The sequence below is a fragment of the Stomatobaculum sp. F0698 genome, from assembly GCF_030644385.1.
In the GTDB taxonomy this organism is placed as follows: domain Bacteria; phylum Bacillota; class Clostridia; order Lachnospirales; family Lachnospiraceae; genus Moryella.
The window spans coordinates 1,030,471-1,043,359 of record NZ_CP130060.1 but is presented as its reverse complement, the minus strand read 5'-3'; the positions used below and the strand labels follow the sequence as shown (position 1 = coordinate 1,043,359).

Annotated in this window: 12 protein-coding genes; all 12 read left to right on the top strand. The window is 54.2% G+C overall.

Annotated features, from left to right (window positions below):
- The first annotated feature begins 33 nt into the window (after positions 1 to 33).
- The 12 genes from rimP to QU660_RS04835 all read left to right on the top strand — a co-directional run bounded on the left by rimP (position 34) and on the right by QU660_RS04835 (position 12,788).
- Positions 34 to 498, top strand: a complete 465-nt coding sequence (gene rimP, locus QU660_RS04890; RefSeq protein WP_304947191.1) for a ribosome maturation factor RimP — start codon at positions 34 to 36, stop codon at positions 496 to 498.
- A gap of 28 nt (positions 499 to 526) precedes the next feature.
- The gene (gene nusA / locus QU660_RS04885) at positions 527 to 1,702 is read left to right on the top strand and encodes a transcription termination factor NusA (RefSeq protein ID WP_304947190.1); all 1,176 of its coding nucleotides are present in this window, start codon (positions 527 to 529) and stop codon (positions 1,700 to 1,702) included.
- 3 nt (positions 1,703 to 1,705) lie between these two features.
- Entirely contained in the window at positions 1,706 to 2,014 is a 309-nt protein-coding gene (gene rnpM, locus QU660_RS04880; protein ID WP_330693247.1) for an RNase P modulator RnpM, read from the top strand.
- The gene (locus QU660_RS04875; RefSeq protein WP_304947189.1) at positions 1,974 to 2,330 is read left to right on the top strand and encodes a L7Ae/L30e/S12e/Gadd45 family ribosomal protein; all 357 of its coding nucleotides are present in this window, start codon (positions 1,974 to 1,976) and stop codon (positions 2,328 to 2,330) included. Before rnpM ends, QU660_RS04875 begins: the two co-directional genes overlap by 41 nt.
- Positions 2,320 to 5,112: a translation initiation factor IF-2 gene (infB, locus tag QU660_RS04870; protein ID WP_304947188.1), complete on the top strand. Its 2,793-nt coding sequence runs from the start codon at positions 2,320 to 2,322 to the stop codon at positions 5,110 to 5,112. Before QU660_RS04875 ends, infB begins: the two co-directional genes overlap by 11 nt.
- The gene (gene rbfA, locus QU660_RS04865; RefSeq protein WP_304947187.1) at positions 5,109 to 5,486 is read left to right on the top strand and encodes a 30S ribosome-binding factor RbfA; all 378 of its coding nucleotides are present in this window, start codon (positions 5,109 to 5,111) and stop codon (positions 5,484 to 5,486) included. The genes infB and rbfA overlap by 4 nt, the downstream gene beginning before the upstream one ends.
- A gap of 2 nt (positions 5,487 to 5,488) precedes the next feature.
- On the top strand, positions 5,489 to 6,448 hold the full coding sequence (locus QU660_RS04860; RefSeq protein WP_304947186.1) for a DHH family phosphoesterase: 960 nt from the start codon (positions 5,489 to 5,491) through the stop codon (positions 6,446 to 6,448).
- Complete coding sequence (truB, locus tag QU660_RS04855) at positions 6,441 to 7,343, top strand: tRNA pseudouridine(55) synthase TruB (RefSeq protein WP_304947185.1); 903 nt, start codon at positions 6,441 to 6,443, stop codon at positions 7,341 to 7,343. The genes QU660_RS04860 and truB overlap by 8 nt, the downstream gene beginning before the upstream one ends.
- On the top strand, positions 7,340 to 8,263 hold the full coding sequence (locus tag QU660_RS04850) for a bifunctional riboflavin kinase/FAD synthetase (protein WP_304947184.1): 924 nt from the start codon (positions 7,340 to 7,342) through the stop codon (positions 8,261 to 8,263). Before truB ends, QU660_RS04850 begins: the two co-directional genes overlap by 4 nt.
- Before the next feature lie 117 nt (positions 8,264 to 8,380).
- Complete coding sequence (gene rpsO / locus QU660_RS04845; protein WP_304947183.1) at positions 8,381 to 8,647, top strand: 30S ribosomal protein S15; 267 nt, start codon at positions 8,381 to 8,383, stop codon at positions 8,645 to 8,647.
- Between the two features lie 98 nt (positions 8,648 to 8,745).
- On the top strand, positions 8,746 to 10,866 hold the full coding sequence (locus QU660_RS04840) for a polyribonucleotide nucleotidyltransferase (protein WP_304947182.1): 2,121 nt from the start codon (positions 8,746 to 8,748) through the stop codon (positions 10,864 to 10,866).
- Between the two features lie 14 nt (positions 10,867 to 10,880).
- Positions 10,881 to 12,788 carry a threonine--tRNA ligase gene (locus QU660_RS04835; protein WP_304947181.1) on the top strand — a complete coding sequence of 636 codons (1,908 nt, stop codon included), beginning with the start codon at positions 10,881 to 10,883 and terminating at the stop codon, positions 12,786 to 12,788.
- Positions 12,789 to 12,889: the final 101 nt, after the last annotated feature.

The following is a 12,889-nucleotide window of genomic DNA, read 5'->3' as shown; positions in this document are numbered from 1 at the left end:
ACTTTTTATGTCATGCTGAGAAGGAGGTTTTCTTTGGGAAAGCGCGAAGGCTATGTGGAGCGTACCGAGAACTTTCTCGCTGCGCTGCAGAATGAGAAAGCATTTGAAGTGGTGGACGTCGATTATGTGAGGGAGGCGGGCACATGGTATCTGCGCATTCTCTGTGATATGCCGGGCGGCATCGGAATCGAGGATTGTGCGGAAATCAGTCGCGCAGTCTCCGCTTGGTTGGATCGGGAGGATTTTATTCCCGAAGAGTATATTCTTGAGGTGAGTTCGCCGGGGCTTTCGCGAAGTCTGAAAAAAGAGAAAGATCTGGTGCGCGAGCAGGGCAAAGATGTGGAAGTAAAACTCTTTAAGGCCAAGGACGGTCAAAAGGAGTTTTCGGGCGTATTGCTCGGTCACACGGAAGATACACTGACAATTGAGACCGAAGAAGGCGAGAAGAGCTTTCTTCGCAGTGAAATCGCAGGCATACGCCTGGCGCCGAAATTCTGAGAGCATAGGGGAGGACACGACAAAGATCATGAAAAAAACAAGTAAAGAGCCGATTGAGAGCGGCAATGAGCTGAAGGAGGCGATTGAGCTCCTCGAGAAGGAAAAAAATATCAGCAAAGACTCCTTGCTCGAAGCCATTCAAAATTCGCTGCTCAGTGCCTGCAAGAATCACTTCGGTACCTCTGACAACGTAGAGGTTATCATGGATCCGGACAGTTGCCGCTACCGCGTCATTCAGAAGAAAATCGTAGTAGAGGAAGTTCCGGAGAAGGTGCGCGCGGAAGAGAAGGCGATGTATATTTCTCTTGCGGAAGCGAAGATGATCGATCCGAAGTACGAACTTGAAGACATCGTACCGATGGAAGTTAAGTCGAGAGAATTCGGGCGCATTGCGACGGGCATCGCAAAGAACGTGATTTTACAGAAAATCCGTGAGGAAGAGCGCAAGGTCATTTATAACGATTATTTTGAAAAAGAACATAATCTGGTGACCGGTGTCGTACAGCGCCTTAATGTGAACGGCAACGGAATTTCCGTGAGCCTCGGCAAGTGTGACACCGTGCTGCCGGAGTCGGAGCAGGTAAAGGGCGAGATTTTCCGTCCGACCGATCACATCAAACTTTATGTGGTCGAGGTGAAAGACGCGCCGAAGGGGCCTCGCATTTCTGTTTCGAGAACGCATCCGGATTTGGTGCGCTGCCTGTTTGAGCAGGAAGTCAGTGAGGTTAAGGACGGAACGGTCGAGATTAAAGCCATTGCGCGCGAGGCCGGTTCCAGAACCAAGATGGCGGTCTATTCAAACGATGAAAACGTGGATCCGGTCGGTGCTTGCGTCGGCATGAACTACGCGCGTGTGAGTGCGGTTGTCGATGAGCTGCACGGTGAGAAAATCGACATCATCAAATGGGACAACGATCCTGCGCTTTTGATTGAGAATGCGCTGAGTCCGGCGAAGGTTATTCTTGTACTTGCGGATGAAGAGGACAGGGAAGCCATTGTCATTGTCCCGGATTACCAGCTTTCGCTTGCAATCGGCAAGGAGGGGCAGAATGTCCGCCTTGCGGCGAAGCTGACCGGTTATAAGATCGATATCAAGTCGGAGACCCAGGCGAGAGATGAGGGACTCTTCGAGGAGTACGGCATCGATTACCAGACGGGAGATGTGACAGGCGACGAAGAGGGGCAGACCGGCGAGGAGGCGTGACGCGTGAAACAGGAGACGATGCGCAGCTGCATCGGCTGCGGCGCGAAAAAGCCAAAGAAAGAATTGATTCGTGTTGTGCGGCAGCAGGGTGAGACCGAAAGCGAGATTCGCTTGGATTTCACCGGACGCAGCAACGGCAGAGGCGCTTATCTCTGCCGGGACAATGCATGCCTGAAGCGTTGTCAAAAGACTCGCGGGTTGGATCGCGCGTTTCGTGAGCATGTCAATGACAGTGTCTATGCCGCACTTGAAAAGGAGTTCACAAAACTGAATGAAGGACATGGGGAAGCAGACGGAGCATTTAAAACTTAAGGTATTGCGCGCACTCGGCATGGCTCAGCGCGCGGGAAGACTCGCCAGCGGCGAGTTCATGACAGAGCGGGAGATTCAGTCTTTTCGCGCGACGCTCGTGATTGTCGCGGAAGATGCATCCGAGCAGACCAAAAAGAAGTTCCGGAATAAGTGCGAGTTTTATGAAGTTCCCTTTGTCTGTTTTTCAACCATGGGGGAGCTCGGAAAAGCAATCGGCAAGGAGCAGCGGGCTTCGTTTGCGCTCTGTGACGAGGGATTCACAAAGGCGGTTCTAGCATTATTAGAACAGATCGGAGGAGAGCAAGATGAGAGTTAACGATCTGTCAAAAGAAATCGGCAGAAGCAACCGAGAGGTGCTGTCCTTTCTGGAAGAGAAGGGCGAGAAAAAAGCACCCATGTCCAATGTGACGGCGGAAGAAGCCGACATGATTCGAAATCATTTTAAGCCGAAAAATACGGAGGCAGTGAGAGTGGATAAAAGCAAGACACAGCAGGATACGGCGGAGAGAGCCGAGATGCAGGGTGAACAGCCCAAGAAGAAAAAGAAGTTTACGGCCGTGTTCCGTCCGGAGAACGCACAACAGATTCGTGTAAAGGGTGCCGCACCGGAGGGAGCAAAGGCTGCTGAAAAGCCGGCACAGGAAAAGCCGGCGGATAAGCCGAAGGATAGTACGGAGAAGAAGGCAGAAAGCGTCGTGCCGCAGCAAAAGAAGAGTGAGGATTCGCGTCCGCCGGTCAAGACTGCGGTTTCGAGCCGCCTGCCGCAGGGTAGAAGTGCGGAGGAAACCAGACTTGCGATTCAGAGCCGTTTGAATGCACTCGGCAACAGCGGACCGCGCAACGGCGGACAGCAGCGCCAGGGCGGCGGTTACGGCAATCGTAACGGTCAGGGCAACGGCGGTTACGGCAACCGAAACGGTCAGGGCAACGGCGGCTACGGCAATCGCAACGGCCAGGGTGGCGGTTACGGCAACCGCAACGGCCAGAGCGGCGGCGGTTACGGCAATCGTAACGGTCAGGGCGGCGGAAGTTACGGCAACCGCAACGGCCAGGGGGCAGGCGCACGTCCGGGCCAGGGCGGTTTCAGTGCGCGTCCGGGCCAGGGTGGCGGCAGTTACGGAAATCGCGGCGGCGCCCAGGGAGCCTCTGCCTCCGGCGACAGCGCACTGGTGAAGAAGACGGTCTCCAGCAGACCGAATAAGAACAACTTTAAGGACAAGAACGACAAGCGCCATAAGACTGAGGACGGATTCAAGTCCGGCAGCAGAACCGGAAAGGCAACGCGCCATCCGTTCATCATGCCGGAGAAGCCGAAGGCCGAGAAGGTAGAAGCGGAAATCAAGGAGCTGATTCTTCCGGACACCCTCACCATCGGTGAACTTGCAAAGATGATGAAGCGCCCCGCTTCGGATCTCATCAAGAAGCTCTTTGCCAAGGGCGAGATGTACACGATGAATTCCGAGATTGCCTATGAAAAGGCAGAGGAGATTGCGCTTGAGTACGAGATTCTCTGCACGCGCGAGGAGAAAGTAGATGTTATCGAGGAGTTGCTCCGTGAGGACAATGAAGATCCGAACAAGATGGTGGCCCGTCCGCCGGTTGTTGTCGTCATGGGTCACGTTGACCACGGTAAGACTTCGCTTCTCGATGCCATCCGTAAGACTTCGGTCACAAGTCGCGAGGCGGGCGGCATTACCCAGCACATCGGTGCATACCAGGTTAAGGCGCACGACAGACTGATTACCTTCCTCGACACACCCGGCCACGAGGCATTCACGGCAATGCGTATGCGCGGTGCCGAGGCAACGGACATTGCGGTTCTGGTTGTCGCTGCGGATGACGGCGTCATGCCGCAGACGGTTGAGGCAATCAGCCATGCAAAGGCTGCCAATGTAGAGATTATTGTGGCTGTCAACAAGATGGATAAGCCGGATGCAAACATTGAGCGCGTCAAGCAGGAGCTCATGAAGTATGAGCTGGTTGCGGAAGACTGGGGCGGCGATACGATTATCTGCCCGATTTCCGCGAAGACGCACGAAGGTATCGATAACCTTCTCGACATGATTCTTCTCACGGCAGACGTGAAGGAACTCAAGGCAAACCCGAACCGCAACGCAAGAGGCCTGGTGATTGAGGCACAGCTTGACAAGGGCAAGGGACCCGTCGCCACGATTTTGGTTCAAAAGGGAACCTTGCATGTGGGTGACTATGTCGCAGCGGGTGCTTGCTCCGGTAAGGTGCGTGCAATGTTGAACGACAGAGGTATGCGCGTCAAGGAGGCGAAGCCCTCCACACCGGTTGAGATTCAGGGTCTGAACGCCGTGCCGAATGCAGGTGAAATCATGGTTGCCATGGACACGGATAAAGAGGCGAAGGATTTCGCGGCGACCTTTATCTCCGAGGGCAAGAATAAGCTGATTGAAGAGACCAAGGCGAAACTGTCTCTCGACGATGTCTTCGGGCAGATTAAGGCCGGCGAGATGAAGGAACTTCCAATCATTGTCAAGGCGGATGTGCAAGGTTCTGTCGAGGCAGTCAAACAGTCGCTTTCCAAGCTTTCGAATGACGAAGTGCAGGTTAAGGTGATTCACAGCGGTGTCGGTGCGATCTCCGAGTCGGATGTGGCGCTTGCGAGTGCAAGTAACGCGATCATCATCGGCTTTAATGTGCGGGCGGATGCGACGGCTAAGTCGACCGCGGAGCATGAGCAGGTGGACCTCCGTCTCTACAAGGTCATCTATCAGGCAATCGACGATGTGGAGCGCGCGTTGAACGGAATGCTTGCGCCGGTCTACGAGGAGAAGGTCATCGGACACGCAGAAGTCCGCGCAATCTTCAAGGCTTCGGGCATCGGAACCATTGCGGGCTCCTATGTTCTCGACGGTAAGATTCAGCGCGGCTGCAAGGCACGCATCACGAGAGGCAAGGATCTTATCTTTGAAGGCGATCTTGCTTCGCTGAAGCGCTTTAAGGACGATGTCAAGGAAGTCGCGACGGGTTATGAGTGCGGTCTCGTCTTTGAGAAGTTCAACGATATTCAGGAGGGCGATCAGGTCGAGGCTTATGCGATGGTCGAGGTCCCGAGGGATAAAGCATGAAAAAGGGAAGTATTAAAAACACAAGAATTAACGCAGAGGTGAGAAAGGAGATTCAGAATGTCGTGATGAACGGCATTAAAGATCCCCGCGTCTCTGCGATGACCACCGTGACCGACGCGCGTGTCACGGCGGATCTTCGGTATTGCACGGTCTATGTAAGCGTGCTCGGCAGTGAAGCGGAGGCAGAGGAGACACTTGCGGGGCTGAAGCGTGCGGCGGGATTTATCCGCAGCGAGCTTGCCCACAGTGTGAATCTTCGCATCACGCCGGAACTCAAGTTTGTCTTGGACGAGTCCATGGCTTACGGAGCTCACATAGACAAGGTGTTGGAAGAATTGCATCTTTCCGACACGGAGAAAACAGAAGAGGACTGAATATGGACCAGGTTTTGAAGGAAAAACTCGGACGGGCGCAGACGATTGTTCTGATGGGACATGTGCGCCCCGATGGGGATTGTGTGGGCTCGGTGCTCGCGCTCTACCTTTATCTCAAAAAAAACGAGCCGTCCAAAAACGTCACTGTTTGTCTGGAAAAGCCGCTTGAGAAATTCAAATATCTCAGCGGCTTTTCTGAGATTGTGAGTGATGCGGACGCGGTGCAACACCCGGATCTCGCGATTGCACTGGATGTCTCCGACAAGGGAAGGCTCGGCGGTTTTACGGCCTTATTTGACCGTGCCGCGGATCAGCTGAACATCGACCATCACATCACGAATCCGCATTTTGCGGCGACCACCATCTGCGATCCCTCGGCGAGCTCCACCTGTGAGCTGCTGTATACCCTGCTCGATGCCGAGCGTATCGATGCGGAAATCGCTGCGGCGCTCTATACCGGAATTGTGACAGACTCCGGGGTTTTTAAGTACAGCTCGACTTCACCGCGCACCATGAATATTGCGGCCGATCTCATTGCAAAAGGCATTCCGTTCGGCGAGATTATAGACGGTTCTTTTTACCGTAAGACCTATGTGCAGAATAAAATTATGGGGCTTGCGCTTCTGAATGCCGTGGAAAACGCGGACGGCACTGTGATTTATGCGATTATCTCCGCGGAAGAACAAGCACGTATGGGGACCGTGCATGCGGATCTCGACGGGATTTCCGAGCAGCTGCGCCTCACGGTCGGTGTCAAGTGTGCGGTGCTCTGTTCCGAAATGGAGCCCGGCAGTTGGAAGCTGTCGCTCCGCTCGCTGGAGCCGATCGATGTTGCGGCCATTGCGATGATGTACGGCGGCGGCGGACATGTACGCGCGGCGGGATGCACCATTGTGGGCAAGCGCCCTGAAGAAATTATGGAGGAAGTGGTTCGCGCGGCGGAGGCTCAAATGCATGTTTAACGGTATCCTGAATGTGCGGAAGGAAAAGGGCTTTACCTCGCACGACGTTGTCGCAAAACTCCGCGGAATTTTGCGACAAAAAAAAATAGGGCACACGGGAACCCTCGATCCCGCAGCGGAGGGCGTTCTGCCGGTGTGTCTCGGGAGCGCGACCAAGCTGGTGGAATTTCTGACCGACAGGAGTAAAACCTATCGCGCCTCGCTTCTTCTCGGCGTTGAAACCGACAGCCAAGACATGACCGGGACGGTGCTTACCACGAGGGAAGTGCTTTGCGACGAGGAAGCGCTTCGAGCGGCTGCGCAGTGCTTCGTGGGCGGCTACGATCAGATTCCGCCGATGTATTCGGCAAAGAAGCAGGGTGGCAAGAAGCTGGTGGACCTTGCGCGTCAGGGAATTACGGTGGAGCGTCAGGCCCGCCGGGTGGATATTACGGACATTCGCTTTGAGGAAATTGCCCTTCCGCGTGCGGTGATGACCGTGGAATGCGGGAAGGGTACGTACATACGCACCCTCTGCCATGATATCGGTGAAAAACTGGGCTGCGGCGGTGCCATGGAGACTCTGCTTCGAACAAGGGTGGGCAGCTTTCGACTGGAGGACGCGTACACACTTTCGGAGCTGGAAGCTGCGATGCAGGCCGGCGAAATCGAAGATAAGCTTGTTTCAATCGAAGACTGTCTTGCACTCTATCCCGCACGGAAGGCTTTGCCGGAAGCCGATGCCGGACTGAAAAACGGAAATGCAGTGCCGGAGAGCGCAATCGCAGCGGCTTCCGATTCCGAGGGCGCCTTGGTTCGGCTCTATTTGAGCGAAGGGGCTTTTGTCGGCCTGTTTCAAAAAAGAGGCGGACGCTATTGGGCGGAGAAGATGTTCTTGGAGAGAGGTGCGGATTGAGGGACTGGATCAATGTGCGCAATGTCGCGCTGCCGGAAGACACGGTGGTTGCGGTCGGAAAATTCGACGGTGAGCACCGCGGACATCAGAAGATCATTGCGACCATGCTGGACGTTGCACGGGAGCAGGGGCTGAAAACGGCAATTTTCACCTTCGGGACGCCGCCGGCCGCTGTGGTTTCGGGGCAGCGGCGCCCGCAGATTCTGACCAACGAGGAGCGGCGGGAAAAGTTGCACCAAGCCGGCATCGACTATATCGTCGAGTACCCGTTCAACGAAGAAATTGCGGCCATGGACGGAGAGGATTTCGTGCGCGAAATTCTGCTCGGGGCCATGCGTATGCGGGCCATTGTCGGCGGTGAGGACTTGCGTTTCGGAAAAGCCGGTGCCGTGAATGCGATTAAGCTAAAGACGCTCGGAGAGCGCCTGCATTTTTCGGTATACATCATCCCCAAAGAAACAGAGGCAGGAGAGGAAATCAGCTCAAGCTTGATACGTGAGGCTCTTGCGGCCGGAGATATGGAGAAGGCCAACATCCTGCTCGGCATGCCGTATACGGCGGAGGGCGTTGTACAACACGGAAACGGCATCGGGAAGCGCGTCCTCGGTTTCCCGACGGTCAATTTAATGCTCCCGGAGAATAAGCTATTGCCGCGTCGGGGCGTTTACCGCACCGAGACGGTGTTGGAGGACGGGCGCGTGTTTCAAAGCATTACGAATGTCGGTACAAATCCGACGGTGCGACAGGATGGGATGGAACACAAACTGCGTCTCGAAAGTTTTTTGCTGGATTTTTCGGGAGAACTTTACGGTGCGCGCATACGCCTCAGATTTCTCAAGTTCATAAGAGATGAGAAGAAGTTTGATTCTCTTGCGGATTTAAAACGACAAATTGAGGCGGATTTGGCAACGTTTGATTGACAGAATACCGGCTTTTGTGCTAGTATTACCGCGTAATTCAGCGCCCAAAGCTATGACTCCGGGATACTCCGCCGCAGCCGCAGTTTTGGGTCAGACTAAGAAAGAAGGAGAACAACTATGATTTCGAAAGAGAAGAAGGCAGAGCTCATCAAGGCATACGGCAGAAAAGAAGGCGACACCGGTTCGCCGGAGGTTCAGATTGCAATTCTGACCGAGCGCATCGCGGAGCTCAACGAGCACCTGAGTGCAAATCCGAAGGATCACCATTCGAGAAGAGGTCTTCTCATGATGGTCGGTCAGAGAAGAAGCCTGCTCGGCTATCTGAAGAAGACGGATCTTGACGGCTACCGCGCTCTGATTGAGAAGCTCGGACTCAGAAAGTAATAAACATAGAACTTTCTTACTCAGGGTGGAATTTGATTCCACCCTGTTATTGTGTATGGAGAAAGTAGTCGGGAATCGGGAGAAAAAGAGGAGAAGACATGAGTAAAGAGTTTAAGAGCTACAGCATGGAGCTTGCCGGAAGAACTTTGACGGCAGAAATCGGAAGAGTGTGCGCGCAGGCGAACGGCGCTGTGCTGATGCACTACGGCGATACCGTTGTGCTCTCCACGGCAACCGCTTCGAAGCAGCCGAGAGAGGGGATTGATTTCTTCCCGCTCTCCGTCGAGTACAATGAGCGCCAGTATGCTGTCGGCAAGATTCCCGGCGGCTTTATGAAGCGCGAGGGCAAGCCCTCCGAGAATGCAATTCTGACAGACCGCGTGATTGACCGCCCGATGCGCCCGCTGTTCCCGAAAGACTATCGGAACGACGTAACGCTCGAGAACCTCGTTATGAGCGTTGACCCGGATTGCTCCCCCGAGCTCACGGCTATGCTCGGCACCGCACTGGCGGTGACTATCTCCGATATTCCCTTCGACGGTCCCTGTGCCATGACGCAGGTCGGCTTGGTTGACGGCAAGTTCGTATTCAACCCGACCAATGCGGAGAAGAAGAACTCGGAACTGCAACTCACGGTTGCAAGCACCTCCGAAAAGGTCATCATGATCGAGGCAGGCGCAAAGGAAGTTCCGGAGCAGGTTATGATCGATGCGATTTTCGAGGCGGATAAGGTAAATAAGCAGCTCATTGAGTTCTTTGCCAAGATTCGCGCGGAAATCGGCAAAGAGAAGCACAGCTATGCGTCCGCTGCGATTCCGGAGGAACTTTTTGCGGCCATCCGTGAGGTCATTCCGCAGGAGGAGATGGAAATCGCTGTTTTCAACGACGACAAGCAGAGCCGCGATGCGGCGGTCGACAAGCTGACCGAGCGTTGCAAGGAGGCATTTGCCGAGAACGAGGAGTGGATTAAGCTCATTGCGGATGCGATGTATCAGTATGAGAAGAAGACCGTCCGAAAGATGATCCTGAAGGATCACAAGCGCCCGGACGGCCGTCAGATCACCGAGATTCGTCCGCTTGCGGCCGAGATTGACTTGTTGCCGCGCGTCCACGGTTCGGCAATGTTCACGAGAGGTCAGACCCAGATTCTGGATGTCTGCACGCTGGCACCGCTCTCCGAGGTCCAGAAGATTGACGGTCTGGATGTTGAGGTCAAGAATAAGCGTTACATGCACCAGTACAACTTCCCTTCTTACTCGGTCGGTGAGACGAGAGTTTCCAGAGGACCTGGCAGAAGAGAAATCGGTCACGGTGCTCTCGCTGAGAAAGCTTTACTTCCGATGATACCGAGCGAGGAAGAGTTCCCCTACGCGATTCGCTGCGTCTCCGAGACCATGGAGTCGAACGGTTCTACTTCCCAGGCTTCGGTCTGCGCTTCCAGCCTTGCGCTGATGGCGGCCGGCGTTCCGATTGCGCGCCCGGTGGCAGGTATTTCCTGCGGTCTGGTGACCGGAGATACGGATGACGATTATCTGGTGCTCACGGACATTCAGGGTCTTGAGGACTTCTTCGGCGACATGGACTTTAAGGTTGCCGGTACCGAGAAGGGCATCACGGCAATTCAGATGGACATTAAGATTCACGGTCTGACCCGCCCGATTATTGAAGAGGCGATTGCAAAGACCCGAGAGGCGAGAATGTATATTCTGAACCAGATTATGAATCCGGTCATCTCGGAGGCACGCCCGGATGTGAGTCAGTACGCGCCGAAGATTGTGCAGATCAAGATCGACCCGAAGAAAATCGGCGATGTGGTCGGCAAGCAGGGCAAGACCATCAACAAGATCATTGACGAGTTCGGCGTCACAATCGACATCGAGGAAGACGGCAGCGTAAATGTCGCGGGTCTCGACAGAGCGCAGATCGACAAGGCGGTGCAGACCATTAAGAATATCGTAACCGAGATTGAAGAGGGACAGATTTTCACCGGTAAGGTGGTTCGTATTCTGGAGTTCGGCGCCTTCGTGAACCTGACCCCGAACAAGGACGGTATGGTCCATATCTCGAAACTGGCGGACCGCCGTGTCAACAAGGTAGAAGATGTTGTCAACATCGGCGACGAGGTGACGGTCAAGGTCATTAAGGTCGATCCCGTGAAGGACAGAATTGATTTGACCCTCCGTCCCTCCGATCTGAAGGCTGAGGAAAAGCAGAACTAAAAAGGACAGGAATTATGGATAGAGAAGCATATCTTCAGGTATATCGCCATTCTCTGGCACATGTGCTCGCAAAGGCAGTCATTGAAATTTTCGGAAGAGAGAATGTGCAGTATGCGATCGGTCCGCAGATTGCGGATGGATTTTACTACGACTTTGTTTTGCCGAGAAATCTGACCCAGGATGATTTCCCGATGATTGAGAACAAAATGCGCGAGATTCTGAAGCGCAAAGAGAACTGGAGCGTGAAAGAGTATTCCCGTGACGAGGCGCGTGAGCTCTTCCGCGACCAGAAATTTAAGACCGAACTCATCGACGCGCTTCCGGCGGATGCGAGACTCACTGTCTATTCGACGGGAGATGATTATCAGGACCTCTGCCGCGGCCCGCATGTGGAAAACTCTCAGGACTTGCTCGGCGCGGCGTTCCAGATCAAGTCGGTTTCCGGTGCTTACTGGCGCGGAGATGAAAAGAGAGACAGTCTGCAGCGCATTTATGTATATGCATTTCCGAGCAAAGAAGAGTTGAAGGCACATCTCAACTTAATTCGCGAGGCACAGGAGAGAGATCACAAGAAACTCGGCAGAGAACAGGAACTTTTCATGTTCGATGAAACAGCACCCGGCATGCCGTACTGGTTGCCGAGAGGCTGGAAGCTCTACCAGGCACTCTTAAAGTACAGCCGTGAGGTGCAGGCGCGCCACGGTTATACCGAGATTTCCGCGCCCCTCATCAACAATAAAAAGCTCTGGCTGATTTCCGGTCACTGGGCACACTATATCAACAACATGTTCATGGTTCCGGGGATTTCCGGTTGGCTTGCGGCCGATGCCGAGATTCCGGGCGTGCTCGAGAATGCCTCGGAGGAGAGCGGCGAGAAGAAGGCCGTCAAGATTCAGGCGGGTTCCGTGCTCTATAACCGCGAGAACCTTGACACGATGGCCGCGAAGCCGATGAATTGCCCGAATGCGATGCTCACCTTTAAGCGGAAGAATCGCTCTTATAAAGAGCTCCCGATTCGCTATTCGGAGTACGACGTGCTTCACCGCAAGGAGAAGTCCGGTCAGATGAACGGTCTGTTCCGTGTTCAGGAGTTCCGTCAGGACGATGACCACACCTTTGTCGCGGAAAATCAGATTGAGGCAGAGATTGCGGATATCATCAGCATCGCAGACGAAGTTTATTCCACCTTCGGTGTGAGCTATCGCGCGGAGCTCTCTACGCGTCCGGATGACTTCATGGGTGATATTGAAGTCTGGAACCGCGCGGAGGCGGCGCTCAAGAAGATCCTCACCGACAAGTACGGCGAGGGCGGTTTTGAAATCAACGAGGGAGACGGTGCTTTCTACGGACCGAAAATCGATCTCCAGATTAAGGACGCGCTCGGAAGAGAGTGGCAGTGCGGAACCATTCAGCTGGACTTCCAGCTCCCGCATAACTTCGGCCTCAGCTATCAGACGGCAGAAGGCGGTACGGCAATGCCGGTCGTCATCCACCGCGCGATTTACGGTTCTCTGGAGCGCTTTATCGGCATCATCATCGAGAACTTCAAGGGTATTTTCCCGTTCTGGCTCTCGCCCTCGCAGGTCGGCATCGTGCCGATTCGTGAGGAGCACAACGAGTATGCAAAGCGTGTCTTTGACCTTCTGCAGAAGAACGGCATACGCGCCGAGGCGGATTACTCCGACCGGAATATGAAGGAGAAGATTAAGAGCTACAAGCAGTTCAAGACGCCGTATATTCTGGTGTTGGGCGATCGCGAGGCGGCGGAACAGACGGTTTCGATCAATGTCCGCGGCTCGAACAAGCAGATTCAGAATGTCCCGCTCTCTGTATTCCTCGACATGTGCGACACACTGAACGAGGAGAGACCGTTGGAGCTTTTCAATGAAGTCCCGGAGGAGTATTCGAGCGAGCAGGCTTAAAGCGTATACAGGCCAAACGCAGTCGTCAATGCGAAACAGCGGCGACGAAATGTGCGAGAAATGAAATGCGTTACACCATAGATTTGTAGTACAGGAACAGT

Coding starts and splice junctions, on each gene's coding strand:
- nusA (WP_304947190.1), top strand. CDS start 527: ATGAAAAAAACAAGTAAAGAGCCGATTGAGAGCGGCAATGAGCTGAAG.
- QU660_RS04875 (WP_304947189.1), top strand. CDS start 1,974: ATGAAGGACATGGGGAAGCAGACGGAGCATTTAAAACTTAAGGTATTG.
- infB (WP_304947188.1), top strand. CDS start 2,320: ATGAGAGTTAACGATCTGTCAAAAGAAATCGGCAGAAGCAACCGAGAG.
- rbfA (WP_304947187.1), top strand. CDS start 5,109: ATGAAAAAGGGAAGTATTAAAAACACAAGAATTAACGCAGAGGTGAGA.
- QU660_RS04860 (WP_304947186.1), top strand. CDS start 5,489: ATGGACCAGGTTTTGAAGGAAAAACTCGGACGGGCGCAGACGATTGTT.
- truB (WP_304947185.1), top strand. CDS start 6,441: ATGTTTAACGGTATCCTGAATGTGCGGAAGGAAAAGGGCTTTACCTCG.
- rpsO (WP_304947183.1), top strand. CDS start 8,381: ATGATTTCGAAAGAGAAGAAGGCAGAGCTCATCAAGGCATACGGCAGA.
- QU660_RS04840 (WP_304947182.1), top strand. CDS start 8,746: ATGAGTAAAGAGTTTAAGAGCTACAGCATGGAGCTTGCCGGAAGAACT.
- QU660_RS04835 (WP_304947181.1), top strand. CDS start 10,881: ATGGATAGAGAAGCATATCTTCAGGTATATCGCCATTCTCTGGCACAT.